This is a genomic window from Paractinoplanes pyxinae (assembly GCF_026626335.1).
Lineage (GTDB): Bacteria > Actinomycetota > Actinomycetes > Mycobacteriales > Micromonosporaceae > Actinoplanes > Actinoplanes pyxinae.
On sequence record NZ_JAPNTZ010000001.1, the window covers coordinates 829,883 to 847,608 of the forward strand.

Consider the following 17,726-nt stretch of genomic DNA (forward strand, 5'->3'; position numbering starts at 1 on the left):
CATGGCCAGGCTTCCGGTCGTCCGCCGGGTCGGCGAGGGTGCGGCGGCAGGCGTCGGGGCGGTGGTAGCCGTGGCCGGTACGGCGTTCGTCGCGCTGCTGCTGCTCGACGCGCGGCGGCTGGGGCGGCTCGACCGTCTGACGGCGGCGGTCGTCGCGATGGCGGCCGGTGCGCCGGCCCGGCTCGCCGCGACGCCGTCGGGCGGTTTGCCGGTTGCTGTACACAGCCGGATCGATCTGACGCCGTTGGGGATCAGCGTGGTCGGAGCGGTCGTGCTGGGAGCGCTGGTGCTACGCCGAGGACGCGAGGGCTTGCTTCTCCGCGGCGCCTCGGCGGCGGTCGCCTTCACCGCAGGCATCGGGATGGCCGCCTGGACCGCACGTGGACATCTCACTCTGCCGACCGGCGCGTCTGGGGCAATGGCGTCGCCGGCCTGCCTCACCGGCGGCGGATTGCCGGGCGGCCTCACGGGTGGCGAAGGGCTGCCAGGTGGCGGCGGGCTGTTGAGCGCGGGTGGGAGAGCCCTCGATGGTGGATTCGTCGTGGGTGTCGGCTCGGCGGTGTGGGGTGCGGCGTTCGGGGCGCTTGTCGTCGTCGGGTTGTGCTGGCTCGCTGCGCGGTTCCCGGCGGTCGCGGGCGGGCTGCGGGGTTTGCGGTGGCCGGCTGTCGGGGCTGCGGTCGTGCCCTTGGTCGGCGCATGGGTTGTCGGTGGGGCGGCGGCGGTCGGAGTCGGCTTGCTCGGGTTTCCTCTCGTCATGCTGAGCGGGCTGCCCTGGGACGTGCACACCGGCGGCATGCTCGCCTGCGTTCTGGACGGCGGAACTGAGTTACCGACGGGTGGCCCGTTGGTGCTGACATCCGCCGTCCTGGCGCTGGGCTTCGGCGTTGCGGTCACGGCCGGGATCTATCGCGGAAAGGGCTCGACTGCACATGTTGACTTGACTGACATGTTGATCCAGTCAACACAATCAACATGTCAGTCAACACGAGAGTCAACACATCCGGCGACGGCGGCGGCTGGAACCGCTGGTGCGGGCGCGCCGGGTGGTCGGGACCGGCCGTGGCGGGCGGCCCTCGTGCGGGCGGCCTCGGTTGGGCTGGCCGGGGGCGTACTGCTCGTCGTGCTGGCGGTGTTGGCGCGGGTGTCGGTCGGGCTTTCCGCTCAGGCCTTCATTCTTACCGTGCCGCTGGTTGACGTGCGTCTGGCGCCCGATCCGTGGGTTGCGCTCGGTGTCGGCTTGGTGGCGGGGGCGATGGGCAGTTTACTCGTGGCTGCGTTCGTAAGCTGGCGCCATGACGCCGCGCGATGAACGCCTGCTCGTGGTGGATGACGAGGCCACCGTACGGGAACTGCTTTCCGCGACTCTGCGGTTTGCCGGCTTCACCGTGAGCTCGGCCGGCACGGCCGCCGAGGCCATCGCCACGGCCACGGCGGAACCGCCGGACCTGGTGCTGCTCGACGTCATGCTGCCCGACATGGACGGCTTCGAAGTGGTCCGGCGGCTGCGCGAGCAACGCACGCAGGGACGCAGCGGCCCGGTTCCCGTGCTTTTCCTGACCGCGCGCGACCGGCAGGCCGACAAGGTGACCGGCCTTTCGCTGGGCGCCGACGACTACGTGACCAAGCCGTTCGACCTGGAGGAACTGATCGCCCGGATCAACGCGATCCTCCGCCGCACCAGCGGTTCCCACGCGGGCGTGCTGACGGTGGGCGCGCTGAGCCTCGACGCCGAGGGGCACCAGGTCACCCGGCACGGGAAGCCCGTACGTGTCTCGCCCACCGAATTCCGGCTGCTGCGTTACCTGATGGAGAACGCCGGCCGCGTCGTCACAAAGGCGCAGATCCTCGAGCGGGTGTGGCACTACGACTTCGGCGGCGACGCCAGCATCGTCGACACGTACATCTCGTACCTGCGGCGCAAAGTCGACGCCGAGGAACCGAAAGTTATCCACACCGTGCACGGCGTCGGTTATGTGCTGCGGGAGCCTCGAACATGAGCTTGCGTGTACGACTTCTGCTCATCACCACCGCCCTGCTGCTCGCCGGGCTGGCCCTGGCCGGCGCGGTCGTGTCCAGCCGGCTCGAGCACTACCAGCTGCAGCGGCTCGACACCCAGCTGAGCTCGCTCACGTCGCTGATCTCGTCGATCCCGGGCGCCGGCCCTCGGCCCGAGCCCGTCGCCAACCCTGATCTGCTCGACTCCGCACTCGATCTGATCGGTGCGCCGTACCTCGTCTATGTGGCACCGGACGGCCAGGTGATCGAAGGCATCCGCTCGTCCAAGCTCGATCGGGCCGGTCTTCCGGCCGCGGCCGACCTGCGCGCGCTTCCCACCGACGGAAGGGGCGTCTTCCTGCCGGCGGCCGACGGCTCGGACCGCTGGCGGGCCGTCGCCGAGCACACCACGGGCTGGAACGGGACGGTGATCGCGGCGGCGCCGATGGCCGAGGCCGACGCCACGGTCGCCCAGCTCCGCACGACCAGCCTGGCCGGCGGCGGAGCGCTGCTCGTCGTACTGACCGGCCTGGCTTGGTTCGCCCTCGGCCGGGGCCTGCGGCCGCTGCGCCGCATCGAGCACACCGCGGCCGCTATCGCCGCCGGCGACCTGACCCGCCGCGTGCCCGAGCTGGCCGCGCCCGGCACCGAGATCGGTCACCTGGCGGGCTCGCTCAACACGATGCTGGGCCAGCTGGAACGCGCCTTCGCCGACCGGGCCGCCTCGGAGGCGCGGATGCGGACCTTCGTGTCGGACGTGAGCCACGAATTGCGTACGCCATTGTTTGTCATCAAAGGTTCGACCGACCTGCATCGCATGGGCGCCCTGGCCGAGCCGGCCGACGCCGACGAGGCCATGCGCCGCATCGAGCGCGAGGCGACCCGCCTGACCGCGCTCACGGAAGACCTGCTCCTGCTGGCCCAGCTCGACGACGCGCCCGAGGGCCAGCTCGACCGCGCCCCGATGGACCTGCGCACGCTGGCCACCGACGCCCGGCACGATTTGCACGCGCTCGACCCGTCCCGCCCGGTCGAGCTGACCGGTCCCGCCGGCGCCGGCCCGCCCGGCCCGGCCCCGGTCGACGCCGACGAGGCTCGCCTGCGCCAGGTGGTCGCCAATCTGGTCGGGAACGCGGTCGCCCACACACCGCCCGGCACGGCCGTACGCATCGGGGTGGGCATTGTGGATAACCGGGCCGTCCTGGACGTCATCGACGACGGCCCCGGCATGGCAGCGGATCAGGCCGCCCGGGTGTTCGACCGCTTCTACCGTACGGACCGGTCCCGCACCCGAACCGGCGGCGCCTACGCCGGGCTGGGCCTCTCCATCGCCCGCTCGCTGGCCCGCGCCCACGGAGGCGACATCGAGCTGGAAACCGCCGTGGGCAAAGGCTCCCGCTTCCGCCTGTCCCTGCCGGCGACGCCGTAATTGCGTTGTGGCCGGCCGCCACTCCTGTCACTCTGATCTTGGCCCCGGCGGCTTCAGAAGAAAGCGCTCACGCAGCGGGTGCATTGGCCGTCCAACCACGCTGATCCGCTGCTCTCCCGGCGTCCGATCCTTCACATCGGAACCGCTACGGGGCCACCCTTACGTTCTTTCAGAGGTGAACCATGTCCAAGACCCACGAGGTGATCGTCCACAGCGGATACCGCGGTCTTCGTTACTCCGACGGCCGATTCGTCGACGTGCTCGAGCCCGGCCGCTACGAGCTGCCCAAGCGACGCTTCCCCGGGCAGCGCATCCCGCGCGTCGCGATCGTGCCGCTCGACGTGCGCGAGCGCGAGCTCAACATCAAGGGCCAGGAGATCCTGACCGCCGACAAAGTTGCCGTACGGGTCAACATCGTCACGCACTTCCGGGTGATCGACCCGCAGGCCGCCGTCGAGCAGGTCGCCGACTACGAGGACCGCATCTACAGCGACGTGCAGCTGGCCGCGCGGCGCTCGCTCGCGTCCATGACCCTCGAGGCCATCCTGACCAACCGCAACCAGCTCAGCGAGGACATCCTGCGCGACGTCGAGGGCGTCTCGGCTGGGTACGGCGTGCAGATCATCCGGGCCGACGTGAAGGACCTGGCCTTCCCGGGCAACCTGCAGGAGATCATGAACCGGGTCCTCACGGCGCAGCGCATGGCCGAGGCCCAGATGGTCGAGGCCCGTACGCGGGCCGAGCGCGAGACGCTGGAGGCCGAGTCCGAGGCGAGCGCGAAGCGGGTCGCCGCCGAGGCCGACGCCGAGGCCAAGCGCATCCGGGCCGACGCCGAGGTGGACGCGCTGCGCCGGCTGGCCGCCGCGGCCGAGGCGTACGCGCAGCACCCGGCGCTGCTGCGGCTGCGCGAGCTCGAGACCCTGGGCACCCTGGGCACGAACGCCGCCGCGCGCCTGTACATCGGCTTCGACAAGCACGCCGACCTGGGCGAGTAAGGCGGGTAGCCCAGGCTGGCGCGGGCTTCGTAAGCTGTCGCGCGATGTGTCGCCGCGGCGGAGGTGGAGCGTGAAGGTACGGGTTCGAGGCCTGGTCCTGGCCCTGTTCATCGCGCTGGCCGGCGCGTACGTCGGCGCCTTCGCCGCGGCGCGGATCGGCATCGAGCACGTGCCGCCGCTGCAGGCCGAGGGCCTGGCCGCCACCGCGTTCCCCGGGCTGCGGGTCTTCGGTGGCGGCGAGCCCGAGGCGATCGAGCCGTTCGGCGACGGCGAGGGCGTCAAGTACGGTTCGGTGGCCTACTGGGTCAAGCACACCGACGCGACCCGGGACGTGGCGACGTACGCGGCGGGCGCACGCGACCGGCTGGCCGCCGCCGGCTGGCAGATCCACGACTTCACCGTGCCCGCGCCCGAGCCGCTGGTCGACGGCGGCGCGCAGTACGAGGCCACCTTCTGGGCCACCAAGCCCGGCCTGATCCTCAACTTCTCCGATTACTACTGGACGGGCCGCCCCTCGTACGACTCGCCGGGCGCGGCCGCGTTCGACATCTGGCGGTCGCCGCCCTCATGGATCACCACCGTGACGTGGGGCGGAGCGGTCGCCGGCGGGCTGGTGGCGCTGCTGCTCACCTGGTGGGTGAGCCGTCACGCCGGCCGGGCCCGCCCGTTCGTGGCCGGGGCGGCCGTCGTGGCGCTGGTCTTCCTGCTGCCGAGCACGATGCGGCCGGGCGAGGAGATGCCCGGCGACAGCCCGTGGTGGGGCGGCTTCTACAACCTCGGGTTCGGGCCGGCCCTGCTCTCGGCGTTCATCGCGGGCCTGATCCTGGTGGTCACCCTCGCCCAGACCCGGCCGGTGCGGGCCGCGCTGAGTTTCGCTGCCGGGCTGGTCCGGCGGTGGCCCAAGGCGGCGGTCGCGGCCGTGGTGCTCGTGGCGCTCGCGTTCGTGGTGCCCGGTGTGCTGCGGCAAAGCGGCGTGACCGGCCCGGCCTGCCGCCCGGCTGGACTCCCGGCCGAGGCGCCCGCCACTGAGACCCGTACCAGCAAGCACGTGAAGATCTTTGTCAGCAACACCGCCACCGAGCAGGAGCGCGCCCTGATCGACGCGGCGATCTTCCGCAGCCGGTCGGGGAGCCTGGGCGAGCTGATCTGGCAGCCGGATTCGGCGGGCTTCCGCGAGACGTACTGCGCCGGCGGTTCCGTCCCGAAGGACGCCGTGGCCGCGCTGCCGTACTACTTCGACGTCGAGCTGGCCAACCCGGCCTATCTGCCCGCCCTCACCGAGGAGGTGACGGGCCTGGCCGGCGTGCTGGCCGTCCATCGCACACCGTGAGTTCGCCTCGATGTCAGAAAAGCGAGCCGCGGCGGTTCTAGCGTGTCGCCGGGCGCAGATTGATGGTTGTGGATGCCCTGGCCGCACTGCTCGAGCCCGGCCGTTACATCCTGCGCCTTCTGCCCGACGACGGCTGTCGCGCGGTCGCCGAGTCGGCTCCATTCACGACTCGCCGGGCTCTCTTAGCAAAAACGGGGGAGGCGCGCCGGTCAACGGCGTAATGCAAGCCGAACCGCCGCCCGATGCGCGCCGTGGGGTCAGGATGCGTCGAGCCCTTCGGCGGCCAAGATCAAGACGTTTGACGCTGGTCCAAATGTCCTGAATGCACCATTCTTGAATCAGCTCCGGATGACGGCGTCGCACCCTTTCGGACACAGGACCAATGGCCGGAAGTCCGGGCTCGCTGTGCGAGGCAGGCCCGGCTCCGCGGTTCGACGCCGGCGTCCGGAGCCCCTTTGCCTTATCAATCTTCCGTGTCGGTTATCACCATGCCGACGCACCCATTGACGTTCTCGGCCGTCGATGGAAAAGATGGCCTTCCGGAAGCGGAAGGGGCATCGTGTCATGGCGAAATTGATCGCGTTGCTGGGGGCCGGTGCCCTGATTCTGGGCTTTGCTCAGGCGAATCCGCCGACGACTGAGGCGCCGGCAACCGTTACGGTGGCCGCCGCGACTGTTCAGGCGTCGGCCGCGCGCAAAACTGTCGCGCTGACCTTCGATGACGGACCGTCCAAGTACACGCCGCAGATTCTCGACATTCTGCGGCGGAACAAGGTCAAGGCGACGTTCTGCATGCTCGGGAACAATGCCGGATCGTACAAGAAAACCGCGAAGCGCATCGTCCGGGAAGGGCATCGCGTCTGCAATCACAGCCGCAATCATGCCGATTTCACGACGCTGTCCACCAGCGCGGCGCGTTCGCAGGTGGTGTGGACCCAGCGAAAGATCAAGAAAGTGACGGGCCGCACGCCGCACGTTTTCCGTTTCCCGTACGGGTCGAGCAACTCCCGCACCCGGGCCGTCGTCCGTGACGAGGGGCTGCGCATCGTCGGCTGGACGGTCGACACCCGCGACTGGAGCCGCCCCGGCACGTCCACAATCGTCAGCCGGGCCGTCGGCAAGACCCGCCCCGGCGGCGTCATCCTCATGCACGACGGCGGCGGCAACCGCAGCCAGAGCGTCGCCGCCCTCGACAAAATATTCAAGCGCCTGAAGGCCAAGGGCTACACGTTCGTCCTGGCCTGAGGTCTTTCGTCAAAGGGGGGTGGGGTTTTCCCCACCTCTTTCTCTCCGGTCTGCCGGATGGCTCCGCCAAGATCACCGGAGAAGCATGGCCGCATGGTGATTTCCCCCCTCGTGGGCCTGCGGACGGCGGTGGCCGGGCGCGATCGCGGGCCGGTCGGCCATCCGCTGCTCAGCGGGGTGTTCGTCGCCGCGGCGCTGGGCTCGGCGCTCCTGGTCTACGTCAACACCGGCGGGGTTGAGCTGGTCGTCGTCCAGATCGCGCTGGCTGCCGGGGTAGCGGTGCCGATAGCGCTGCTGCCGCACCGGCCGCTGATCGCGTGGCGGCTCGCCATGGTGGCGACGCTGCTCAACCTGCCGCGCGAGGTCGCTCCCGACGGGCTGTCCTGGCCCTGGCATCCGCTGCAGCTTGTCGTTCTGCCCGCGCTGGTGCTGTTCATCGCGCTCGTCCACCGGGGTGCGACGGTGATCTGGGTCGTTCTGCTCACGTCCGCGACGACGATGGGCCACCTCGAGCCGTCCCGGGCGCTACCCGTGGCGGCCTCGGTCGTCGTGCTCGCCGTGGTGGGCGACCAGGTGCGCCGCCGCGTCGAGGCCCAGCACAGCCTGGTCGCCGAGCGGAAGCTGACCGCGGCCGAGCAGGAACGCAGCGCCGTCCTGGAAGAGCGCGTCCGCATCGCCCGCGAGATGCACGACGTGGTGGCCCACCACATGTCCATGATCGCCGTCCGGGCCGAGACGGCGCCCTACCGGCTGAGCGGCGAGCCCGAGACGCGCGACGCCGAGTTCGTGGCGATCGCCGGCGCCTCGCGGGCCGCCCTGCAAGACATGCGCCGCCTGCTGGGCGTGCTGCGCAGCGAGTCCGCGGACGCCGACGCGACGACGCCGTCACCGGGCCTGGCCGACCTGGCGGCCATGGTGTCCGCCGCCACCGCGTCCGGGCTGCGGGTCGTGCTTCAGGCGCAACCGCCGGTCGGGCGTGCTGCGGCCGCCGTTCCGCCGCTGGTCGGGCAGGCCGCCTATCGCATCGTCCAAGAGGGGCTGTCCAATGCAACACGGCACGCTCCCGGCTCGGTCGTGCGGGTCAGCGTGACTGCGGACGACGCGGCGGTGCGGGTCCGGGTGCACAACACCGCTCCGGCTGGGCCCGTCTCCCGGTCGCGCGGCGGCGGCCACGGCATCAGAGGCATGCGCGAGCGGGCCGGCGCCCTGGGCGGCACACTTTCCGCGGGCCCGGCCGATGGCGGCGGCTACAACGTGCACGCGGTGCTGCCGCTCGCCGCGGGGGAGGGCCGGCTCAGAGCCCCGGGAAGCCGCTCAGCAGTTGGCGCAGGTGCATGACTTGGCGGGGAATGAACTCGGCGATCGTGGTGGCGACGACGTCGCCGGCCGCGTCGAGGTCGGCCGTGATGCGGCGCACCTGGGCAGTGGTCAGGCCGTCCGGCTCGGCGCCCAGCCCGTAGACGATCTCGTTGCTGTCGATCGTGTCGACGTCGAAGTGGACGGCGACCCGCGAGCAGCCGGTGCCGGCCAGCCAGTCGAGCAGCGGCCGCGTCGACGTCCGCAGGTCGTCGGGGTGAAACGAGCTGATGCCCCACTCGCTCACGTGGCCGATGCTGTCGTCGTCCCAGGCGTGCAGGCCGACCAGCGCCACCCGCTCGGGCGGCACGGTGGCCGGCAGCAGGCGCAGCACGTCGGGATCGCCGTGGCCGGTCAGGGCGGCGACGGCCATGGCGTGGAAGCCCGGGTACTCGTCGGCCGGGGTGCCGACGTCGGGGTGCGAGTCGATCCACACGATCGCCAGGTCGTCTGCGTAGCGGCCGGCCATCGCGGCGAACGGCGCGACGCTGACCGCGCACTCGCCGCCCAGCGTGACGATCCGCTCGGGGTCGTGCCGGCGGATGACGTCGAGCGCACCCTCGAGCTGTGCCAGCACGACGTCCTTGGCCTCGATGCCGTCCCGCTCGGCCAGGCCGGTGTCGTCCATGGCCACCGGCACGGCCGCGGTCGGGCCGTTGTGCGGCGGCAGCACCGCCTCGAGGACGGCCGATCCGACCGCATAGCCACGCCGCGCGACGTCGAACGGAAACTCGGGCGCAAGGTTGCGTACACTACTGGTTCCCGCGCCTTGCCACTGTGGCCACAGCAAACGGAGTTTTGTCCCGGACATAGCCCCTCAATCCATGGTCAAAACGACCCGAGTGATGTTTACGACAGGGTGGATTCTGATACGTCGCCCGTCAAACGTCTGGTAAACAACGTGCATGGCGTTTGAGTGGTCGACGGTCGGCACCGTCCTGGTCAAGGGTGTCCGCCTCGGCTACCGCGAATGCGGCGACCCGGCGGGCGTGCCCGCGGTGCTGTTGCACGGCACCGGCAGCAGCTCCTCCACCTGGAACCGCCTCGCGCCCCGGCTGGCCGACGCCGGCCACCGCGTGATCGCGTTCGACCTGCGCGGACACGCCGGTAGCGTGAAGACGCCGGACTACCTGCTGGCCAGCCTGCGCGACGACCTGCTCGGGCTGCTGCACAGGTTCGACCTGCGCGACGCCGTCCTCATCGGCCATTCGGTCGGGGCGTACGCCGCCCTGGCCGCCGCCCAGCACTCACCCCACCTGATCTCGCGGCTGGTGCTCGAAGACCTGGCCGCCCCGCCCCGCCACCTGCCCCCGTTCCACGGCGGACTGCTCCGCCTGGTCGCCGCGGCCGGCGCCGTGGTCACCGCGCGTCCCGGGCACGCGCTGGCCGTGATGGGCTCGATCGTCCTGCAGCTGGTGCGCCCCGACCCCGCCTGGTGGTCCCGCCTGAGCGGGGTGCGCCAGCCCGCCCTGGTCTTCTCCGGCGGCCCGACCAGCTGCATCCCACCCCGCCGCCTGGCCGAGATGACCGCCGCCCTCCCCGACGCCCGCCTGGCCACGATCCCCGTCGGCCACCGTGTCCACAGCCTGGCCCCGGAGGCCTTCCAGGCCGAGGTCATGGCCTTCCTGAACGCCACCGAGCCGGCCCGCGCGTAGGCCGCCGCTCGACCCTCGCGCCCGGACGGGGGCATGATCGAGGTAGTTCGGGCACTTGTAGTCGCTATGGCGTCATTCATGTTGCCGCTTCGGTGTGATCCCCAGTAGACCGGTGAGCAGACACCGACCGTCACGCAGACCGGGTGGTCCATGACCTCGCCGAACGACCTTGCCGCGCTGCCGGACCCTGGGCCGGCCCGGAGCCTGGACGACCTCGTGGGGCTGCTGCGTGCGCTGAAAATTTGGTCCGGCAACCCGTCGTACGAGGCGATCACGGAACGGGTGAACGCGGAGCGGCCGGCTCGGCGGGCGACGGTCAGTGACTGCTTCCGGCTCGGGCGGCGGCGCGTCGACAACGACCTGTTCATCGCCGTCGTGCGGGCGTTGTGGGGCGAGCGCGGATACGTCGCCCAGTGGCGGCAGGCACTGCGCGTGGTCACCGGGGAGGCGCGGGCGGCGGCCCAGGTGCGTACGCAGGAAGTCCTACCCGCAGACCTGCAGGAGTTCACCGGCCGCGAAGCCGAGCTGGCGCTGCTGCGGCGCGAACCGGGCGGCGTCACCACCATCGAGGGCATGGCCGGCGTCGGCAAAACGCAGCTGGCCGTGCGCGCGGCCCATCTGTTGAGCGCCGATCACCCGTACGAGCAAATTCTGTTCGTCGATCTGCGCGGTTTCCACATCGATCCCGCGCAGCCGCCGGCCGACCCGTCCGCCGTGCTCGACAGCTTCCTGCAGCTGCTCGGCGTGCCTGCCCGGCAGATTCCGTACGAGCTGACGGCGCGCTCGGCTGCCTTCCGTGAGCAGCTTGCTGGGCAGCGTGCGCTGATCGTGCTCGACAACGCCGCCGGCGAGCAGCAGGTGCGGCCGCTGCTGTCCGACTCGCCGCTCTGCCGCACGCTCGTCACCAGCCGGCGCAGCCTCGCCGATCTGGGCGCCGCCACCCGCATTACCGTCGACGTGTTCACCCCCGACGAGGCGCGCGCCTTCCTGACCCACGCCGAACGCCCGACCTCCAACAGTGCCGGTCGCTTGACCACGAGGTCGCTCTCCCGCGACGCCGAAGGGGACGCGGGCGCGCTGGCCCGGATCGCCGAGCACTGCGGTCATCTGCCTCTCGCGCTCGGCCTGGTCTCGAGTCACATGCGCGCCCGGCCCGGCTGGACGCTGCACGACCACGCCGACCGCCTAGACCAGAAGCACCGCGACCGCCGCCTAGAAACCGGCGTCGAGCTGGCGCTACGCCTGTCCTACCAGGGCCTGCCCCCCGACCGCCAACGGCTGCTGCGCCTGCTCGCGCTGCACCCAGGTCAGGACTTCGACGCGTACGCCGCTTCCGCCCTGGCCTCCGCCTCAGCACCCTCCATCCCGACCCTCGCTTCAGCGCCGGCTTCCTCTTCCGGCCTCTCCTCGGCTTCCGCCCGAGCCTCGGCGTCCGGGCCGGCGTCGGCTTCCGGCCTGACCTCAGCTTCTGCGCCGGGGTCCGCGAATGCGCCAGGGCTCGCGTCGGCTTCGGGGCCCGCGTCCGCGCCGGGGCCCACGCGGGCGTCCGCGCCGGGATCTGCGTCCGCACCGGGATCTGCGTCCGCGCCGGGGTCGGCGCCTGCCCCGGCCTCTGCCTCCGTTCTGGACGGGGCCGGCCTCGATGACGTCGCTTTGCAGTTGCGGCGGCTTGTTGAGGATCACCTCCTTCGGGAGCCGCGCGAGGGTCGCTTTGGCTTTCATGATCTGGTGCACGCGTATGCCCTCGAGGTTGGCGCGGATGAGGACAGCCCGTCGGAGCGGCGGGCCGCCCGCACTCGCCTGATCGACTACTACGTCGCTACCGCCGGCGTGGCCATGGACACCTTGCATCCGGCTGAGAAGCAACGCCGCCCCAAGGTTCCGGAGATCGCGCACCCGCAGCCCAGGCTGGATGAACCCGAACAGGCGCGGGCCTGGCTTGACGCGGAACGGGCCGAGTTGACCGCAGTCGCTGCGATGGTGGGATGGCCGGAGCACACGCTGCGGTTGTCGGCGACGCTGTTCCGCTACCTGGACGGGGGCCACTACAGCGACGCGCTCACCATTCACGGTCACGCCCAGGCCGCGGCCGAAGCGCTGGAGGACCCGGCGGCTCAGGCGCAGGCCGTGCTCGGGTTCGGCACGACGCACAGCCGGCTCGGTCGCTACGAGGAGGCGGGGGAGTACCTGCGCCGGGCGTTGGAGCTGTTCCTGCAGGCCGGTGACCTGCTCGGGCAGGCCCGGGCGCTGGCCAACCTGGGCAATGTGGACGCCCGGCTGGCTCGCTACGCGTCGGCCGCCGACTACTACGCCGGGGCCATGCGGACGTTCCGCGACGCGGGCGACCCGGCCGGCGAGGCCCGCGCGCTGGGCAACCTCGGCACGGTGGAGGAAAGGCTGGGCCGGTACGACTCCGCGGCCGGCCACCTGTCGTCGGCTGTCTCGCTGTCGCAAGGCTTGGGCGACCGTACGGGCGAGGCGCAGGCCCTGGACAACCTGGGCTCAGTCGAAACGGCTCGGGGCCGGCCCGAGGTTGCCGCCATCCACCACGAGCGGTCGCTCACGCTTTTCCGGGCCCTGGGCAACGAGTCGGGCGAAGCCTGGGCCCTGTACGGCCTGGGCGCGGCCCACACCCTGCTGGGCCGCACCGAATCGGCCACCGACCTGCTGGAACAGGCGCTCGCCCGGTTCCATCAGGCGGGCGACCGCGACGGCGAGACGTGGGCCCACAACGGCCTGGGCGAGGCCGCGCTAGCTGCCGCCGGCCCTTCTGAGGCCGCCGCCGGCCCGTCCGAGGCCGCCGCGCGCCCGTCCGAGGCTGCCGCGCTCCTGTCCGAGGCCGCCGGTCACTACACGACAGCGCTGGCCCTGGCCGAAGAGACCGGCCTCCGCGACCAGCAGGCCCGCGCCCATGCCGGCCTGGCCCGCGCCCTCGACCTCCCCGTCCACGCCGACCGCGCCCGCGCCCTGTACGACGAGCTCGGCACTTCACCGCCCTGAGCGGCGAACCGCTTGCAGGACGCAATCGGTGGGCTTAGGGTGCTCACCAGTTGCATGTGGCAACCGGTTATCGAGGAGGCAGTCATGCCGTACGTCACGGCCGACCTTTCCGTGTCTGTCGACGGGTACGCCGCGGGCGTCAACCAGGCGCTGGAGAAGCCGTTCGGCGACGGGCCGGTCGACGAACTGCACAAGTGGATGTTCGAGACGCCCGACGAGAATGCCGCCGAACTGGCCGGGATCACCGCCGCCGACGCGTTCATCATGGGCCGCAACATGTTCGGGCCGGGCCGTGGTGACTGGGATCGGGATTGGACGGGCTGGTGGGGGCAGGATCCGCCGTACCAAAAACCGGTTTTCGTCCTGACCCATCACGAGCGGGACGATCTGCCCATGCAGGGTGGCACGACGTTCCACTTCGTCACCGGGGGCATCGAGGCGGCCTTGAAGCAGGCGGTGGAGGCGACCGGGGACGGCACCATCGCGATCGCCGGCGGTGCGGCCACCACCAATCAGTACCTGGCGGCCGGTCTGATCGACGAGCTGCGGCTGCACGTCGCGCCGGTGATCATCGGCGCCGGCGAGCGGCTGTTCGACGGCGTCCCGGCCGGCAAGCTGCGGCAGGTCTCGTCGCGCGGCGCTTCCCTGGTCACCCACATCACCTACGAGGTTGTCCGCTGATGAAAGCACTGCTCACTTCGTCCGGCATCAAAAACTCCAGCATCGAGAAGGCACTGGTCGACCTGCTGGGCAAGCCGATCGCCGAGGCCGACGCGTTAATAGTGCCCACCGCCATCTATCCGTTCCCGGGCGGGCCAGGCATGGCCTACCGGGCGCTCACCGGTCAGGGCACGTCGCCGCTGAGCGGCCTGGGGTGGAAGTCGCTGGGAATCCTCGAATTGACGGTGCTGCCGAACATCGAGGAGGAAGCCTGGGTGCCCGGTGTCCGCGCCGCCGACGCTCTTCTCTTCTGGGGCGGCGACCCGTTGTTCCTCGCCGAATGGATGCGACGCTCCGGGTTGACCGCCCTGCTGCCGAGCTTGCGGTCCGAGGCCGTGTACGTCGGGGTGAGCGCGGGAAGCATCGCGGCCTCAGCCACCTTCGTCGAGACCTACACCGAACCGCCCCGCGACATGGAAGGGCGGCACGTCTCGTTCTCCACGCCCGAGGGCGACGTCGACCGCCTGCTGGTCACCGGTCAGGGCGCGGGACTGGTCGACTTCGCCGTGATCCCGCACCTCGAGAATCCTCACCACCCGGACGCCTCGCTGCCCAACGCCGAGAAGTGGGCCGCCCACATCCCGGCGCCGACCTACGCGATCGACGACGAGACCGCCATCAAGGTTGTCGACGGTGTCGCCGAGGTCGTCTCCGAGGGCCAGTGGAAACTGTTCCAGCCCGTGACGGGATAGAACTCGACGCGCGCCGCGGCCGGTGGATCCGCTAGGGCGGTGCGGACCCACCGGCCTGCCTGAGGCCGCGCTACGCGGTCAGAGCGCCTGGTCGGCCGCGCCGGAGGTGCCCTCGCCGGTGGATCCGTTCTTCTCGGGGCAGTCCCACTGCGTCGCCGAGCCGGATCCGGTGCCCGCGCCCGGCGTGGCCGCTCCACCGTTGTCGACGGTGACCTGGACGGCCGGCTCGGCCCGCTCGGGTCCGGCGGCCAGGGCGGTTCCGCCGACGCCGACCGCGACGGCCGCCGCGCCACCCGCGACGGCAAGTCCGATGATGGTTCTGGTTCGCATGCTCACTCCCGACTCTGCTTCGGTTGTCAGTGCGTCCCAGAAAACCAAGGCGCCCCGAAAATTGACCGAAGCGCCCGGCCCGGCGCCACATCGCCGGTCGGCGACAATCTCGTCCATGACGTCGTTCGAGCTGGCGTGGCCGCACGACCATTACGGTCCCGGCACGACGGAGTGGCTCACGATCGCCCGCGAGCCCGACGGGCAGTGGTGGTACGACGGCTTCATGGTCGGGCGGGTGCCGATCAGCGGCGGCGCGGAGCACGTCGCGGCCTTCGCTCGCTGGCTTCCGGCAGATCCGCCGGCCGGTACGAGAAGGACTTCCCGGTGCTGAAGGACGACAGGCCGGTGCCCGGTTTCTGGAGCCCCGACATGCTGATCGACCTCGACGTGATGCTCGGCCGGGAGCACGCCGGCGGCCCGGAATACCTGGTCGTGTGGCCGAGCGGCTACTTCCCCGAGCTGAAGGTCGGCGCGGACATCAGCGGCGAACTGCACTGGGAGCCGGTCGACCGCAACCGCCTGCACAACCAGGCCACCGCCCTGCTCACCGCAGCTCAGGAAGCGCGCGGCTAATCGGGGTGTGAGCGGCGTGGTGGGGGGTGCGCGGCGGCCTGTGCCGGGCCGCCGCGCTGGTCCACGTAGGGCTGTTAGCTGCAGGCGGTGCCGTTCAGGGCGAACGCCGTCGGACGTGGGTTGCTGCCGGTGTGGGTGGCGTTGAAGCCGAAGCTCACCGTCGCGCCCGGGGCCAGGCTGCCGTTCCAAGCCGTGTTGGTCGCGGTGACCTGCGTGCCCGACTGCGTCACCGTCGCCGACCAGGCCTGGGTGACGCGCTGGCCCGCCGTGAACGGGAAGGTCAGCGTCCAGCCGTTCAGCGCGGTCGGGCCGTTGGTCACGGTTACCGTCCCGGTGAAGCCGCTGCTCCAGTCGTTGGTGGAGTAGGCGACCCGGCATCCCGCCGGCTGCGTGGGTGTGGGCGACGGCGAGTCTGTCGGATGCGTCGGAGTGGATGGGCTCGGTGAGGGCGTGGTCGGGGTCGGCGTCGGCGTGGTCGGCGTCGGGGGAGGGGTCACCGTGCCGGGCTCCGAGCCCCACACGCGGGTCGCGCCGTCGTACAGCGTCACGCCCTGGTTGGGGCCGGCGGCCGCCTGGTAGGACGGGTCGTTGGCCGGGGTCCAGGTGCCGCCCTCGACCACGCCGATCTTGAGCTGGACCTCCATGCGGTGCGCGGACTGACCGGCCGGCGCGATCGTGTAGCCCGTGCAGTCCACCTCGACGTACCAGATGTCGCCCGAGTACTGCTTGGCCGCCGTCGGGCCCGGGCAGCCCTGCGTGTACGGCGACGACACCGTCAGGGCGGCGTCCCCGTCACGCGTGAAGTAGTAGCGGAACTTGCCCGCCGTCAACGCCCGCGCCGGGAACGCCGACTTGTTGTAGACGACCGCCTTGATCCCGGTCGACCGGGTCTCGTTCTGCATGACCGTCGTCTCGACCGAGAGCTCGGGAATGTCCGGCCTCTCCGCCACCGGGAATCCGGCCGCCGGGGCGCCACCGTATTCGCCGTACAGCCGGGCCAGCGCCGACGTGAATCCGGCGTTGTAGTCGGTCGCCACCTCGTTCATGACGTAGTCGCCGCGGCTGTCGGTGTATTTGTCGTCCGGCGCCGACGGGCCACCCACCAGCGCTCCATAAAGCACATGCCGCGTTTGCTCAGGCACCTGCTGGCTGTCCCACCACGACCCGTGCGCCGTCCGGTGATGCGGGTTCTTCGGCGCATTGGCTCCGAACCCGATCACATAGCTGCTGTTGCGCGGATTGGCTCCCAGCGCGTAGTCGATCTGCTTGACCGCGAAGTCGTGATACCGCTGTTTCCGTGCCGCGTCAGTGAGCCCGTCGCTGTAAACCAACGCCACGAACGCTGTGTTGGCCGCGTACCGCAGTGCTCCCCACGTGTCGACCACGACCATTCCGCCGGGCGACGTGCGTACCTTCTCGCCGTTGACCCCCACGGTGAACCAGTCGAGCCACCGGTTGGCGTCGTCCACGTACTTCTGCTTGCCGGTCAGCTTGGCCAGCAGCACGTAATTGCCGTACTGCTTGTTGTCCCACGAGATCGTCCACTTGTACATCTTGGTATTGGTCTGGTTCTCGTTGCCCTGCGCGTCGTATCCGGCCTCGGCCTTCGCCAGATAGGAGGCGTCCCCGGTCGCCCGGTGCAGCCAGATCGCACCCCACACCAATTCGTCGGCATAACCGCTCCACGACTTGTAGAACGCCGTCGCGTCGGTGATGCACTCGTGATAGCTCTTCCGCACATTGTCGGCGAACGCATAGAGCTGCTTGGCATGGGTCAAAAGCGTTTCCGCGTACGTCGGATCGGTCGCGCGGAAAACCAGGGAGCTCGCGGCCATGGCGGCCGCCGTTTCCGCCGCCAGTTCCGTTCCGCCGCACGAGGCGTCGATCTTGTACGCCGGACGCGCCATCGGCAGAACCTCGGCCGGCCCCCACCACTTGTGGTCGTCGTCGCCCTTGCCGACCTGGCCGTAGAGGACGTTGGCCGACGGGTGCGCCTTGATGAAGTAGTCGTTGGGCACGCGCAGGTTGTTCAGCAGGTGCGTCAGCTGCCCCGAATCGGCGTACGCGGACCGGTTCTCGATCGCGCCCCAGGCCAGCATCGTGGTGGTGAACGCCATGGGCAGCCCGAACTTCACGTGGTCGCCCGCGTCGTACCAGCCGCCGGTCAGGTCGAGGCCCACGTCCGAGCCGTCGCGCATCGCCGAGTCGCCCCGCCACGAGACCCGGTTCCAGGCCGGCTTCTTGCCCGACACCTGAGCCTCGTAGAAGAACAGCGACTTCTGCAGCGCTTCGCCGTAGCTGTAGGCGGGCGCGGCGGCGGCGCCGGCGGGCGCCGCGAGACCAACCAGACCGAGGACGAGGACGGCCAACACGGCGCGCAGTTTCACGGGCACCTCCGGTATAGAG

Annotated in this window: 16 protein-coding genes; 13 read left to right on the forward strand and 3 right to left on the reverse strand. The window is 70.8% G+C overall.

Annotated features, from left to right (window positions below; genetic code table 11):
- The first annotated feature begins 1 nt into the window (after position 1).
- From OWR29_RS03585 to OWR29_RS03615, 7 genes are all read left to right on the forward strand, one after another.
- Positions 2 to 1,309, forward strand: a complete 1,308-nt coding sequence (locus tag OWR29_RS03585) for a hypothetical protein (protein ID WP_267560876.1) — start codon at positions 2 to 4, stop codon at positions 1,307 to 1,309.
- Positions 1,293 to 1,997, forward strand: coding sequence for a response regulator transcription factor (locus OWR29_RS03590; protein WP_267560878.1), 705 nt, complete (start codon positions 1,293 to 1,295; stop codon positions 1,995 to 1,997). Before OWR29_RS03585 ends, OWR29_RS03590 begins: the two co-directional genes overlap by 17 nt.
- Positions 1,994 to 3,424: a sensor histidine kinase gene (locus tag OWR29_RS03595; protein WP_267560879.1), complete on the forward strand. Its 1,431-nt coding sequence runs from the start codon at positions 1,994 to 1,996 to the stop codon at positions 3,422 to 3,424. Before OWR29_RS03590 ends, OWR29_RS03595 begins: the two co-directional genes overlap by 4 nt.
- Before the next feature lie 182 nt (positions 3,425 to 3,606).
- A complete protein-coding gene (locus OWR29_RS03600) occupies positions 3,607 to 4,419 on the forward strand; it encodes a slipin family protein (protein WP_267560880.1) in 813 nt (270 codons plus the stop codon).
- 70 nt (positions 4,420 to 4,489) lie between these two features.
- On the forward strand, positions 4,490 to 5,749 hold the full coding sequence (locus OWR29_RS03605) for a hypothetical protein (protein ID WP_267560881.1): 1,260 nt from the start codon (positions 4,490 to 4,492) through the stop codon (positions 5,747 to 5,749).
- A gap of 564 nt (positions 5,750 to 6,313) precedes the next feature.
- Positions 6,314 to 6,994 (forward strand): polysaccharide deacetylase family protein, encoded by a 681-nt coding sequence (locus OWR29_RS03610; RefSeq protein WP_267560882.1) that lies wholly within the window; start codon positions 6,314 to 6,316, stop codon positions 6,992 to 6,994.
- A gap of 93 nt (positions 6,995 to 7,087) precedes the next feature.
- Positions 7,088 to 8,332, forward strand: coding sequence for a sensor histidine kinase (locus OWR29_RS03615; RefSeq protein WP_267560883.1), 1,245 nt, complete (start codon positions 7,088 to 7,090; stop codon positions 8,330 to 8,332).
- Here the strand turns inward: OWR29_RS03615 and OWR29_RS03620 are convergent.
- A complete protein-coding gene (locus tag OWR29_RS03620; RefSeq protein WP_267560884.1) occupies positions 8,289 to 9,140 on the reverse strand; it encodes an arginase family protein in 852 nt (283 codons plus the stop codon). The two genes, OWR29_RS03615 and OWR29_RS03620, sit on opposite strands and share 44 nt — an antisense overlap.
- A gap of 115 nt (positions 9,141 to 9,255) precedes the next feature.
- Between OWR29_RS03620 and OWR29_RS03625 the strand changes: the two genes are divergently transcribed.
- The 4 genes from OWR29_RS03625 (at position 9,256) to OWR29_RS03640 (ending at position 14,417) form a co-directional block, all read left to right on the forward strand.
- A complete protein-coding gene (locus OWR29_RS03625) occupies positions 9,256 to 10,005 on the forward strand; it encodes an alpha/beta fold hydrolase (RefSeq protein WP_267560885.1) in 750 nt (249 codons plus the stop codon).
- A 150-nt stretch (positions 10,006 to 10,155) separates the two neighbouring features.
- A complete protein-coding gene (locus OWR29_RS03630; protein WP_267560886.1) occupies positions 10,156 to 13,005 on the forward strand; it encodes a tetratricopeptide repeat protein in 2,850 nt (949 codons plus the stop codon).
- Positions 13,006 to 13,089: 84 nt separating this feature from the next.
- A complete protein-coding gene (locus tag OWR29_RS03635) occupies positions 13,090 to 13,686 on the forward strand; it encodes a dihydrofolate reductase family protein (RefSeq protein ID WP_267560887.1) in 597 nt (198 codons plus the stop codon).
- A complete protein-coding gene (locus tag OWR29_RS03640; RefSeq protein ID WP_267560888.1) occupies positions 13,686 to 14,417 on the forward strand; it encodes a Type 1 glutamine amidotransferase-like domain-containing protein in 732 nt (243 codons plus the stop codon). Before OWR29_RS03635 ends, OWR29_RS03640 begins: the two co-directional genes overlap by 1 nt.
- A 78-nt stretch (positions 14,418 to 14,495) precedes the next feature.
- Here OWR29_RS03640 and OWR29_RS03645 read toward each other — a convergent pair whose 3' ends face one another.
- A complete protein-coding gene (locus OWR29_RS03645) occupies positions 14,496 to 14,747 on the reverse strand; it encodes a hypothetical protein (protein ID WP_267560889.1) in 252 nt (83 codons plus the stop codon).
- Between the two features lie 115 nt (positions 14,748 to 14,862).
- Between OWR29_RS03645 and OWR29_RS03650 the strand changes: the two genes are divergently transcribed.
- Positions 14,863 to 15,078, forward strand: coding sequence for a hypothetical protein (locus tag OWR29_RS03650; protein ID WP_267560890.1), 216 nt, complete (start codon positions 14,863 to 14,865; stop codon positions 15,076 to 15,078).
- On the forward strand, positions 15,072 to 15,320 hold the full coding sequence (locus OWR29_RS03655; protein ID WP_267560891.1) for a hypothetical protein: 249 nt from the start codon (positions 15,072 to 15,074) through the stop codon (positions 15,318 to 15,320). The genes OWR29_RS03650 and OWR29_RS03655 overlap by 7 nt, the downstream gene beginning before the upstream one ends.
- A gap of 74 nt (positions 15,321 to 15,394) precedes the next feature.
- On the opposite strand, the gene OWR29_RS03660 is transcribed toward OWR29_RS03655, so the two are convergent.
- Positions 15,395 to 17,707: a glycoside hydrolase family 9 protein gene (locus tag OWR29_RS03660; protein ID WP_438872547.1), complete on the reverse strand. Its 2,313-nt coding sequence runs from the start codon at positions 17,705 to 17,707 to the stop codon at positions 15,395 to 15,397.
- Between the last annotated feature and the right edge of the window lie 19 nt (positions 17,708 to 17,726).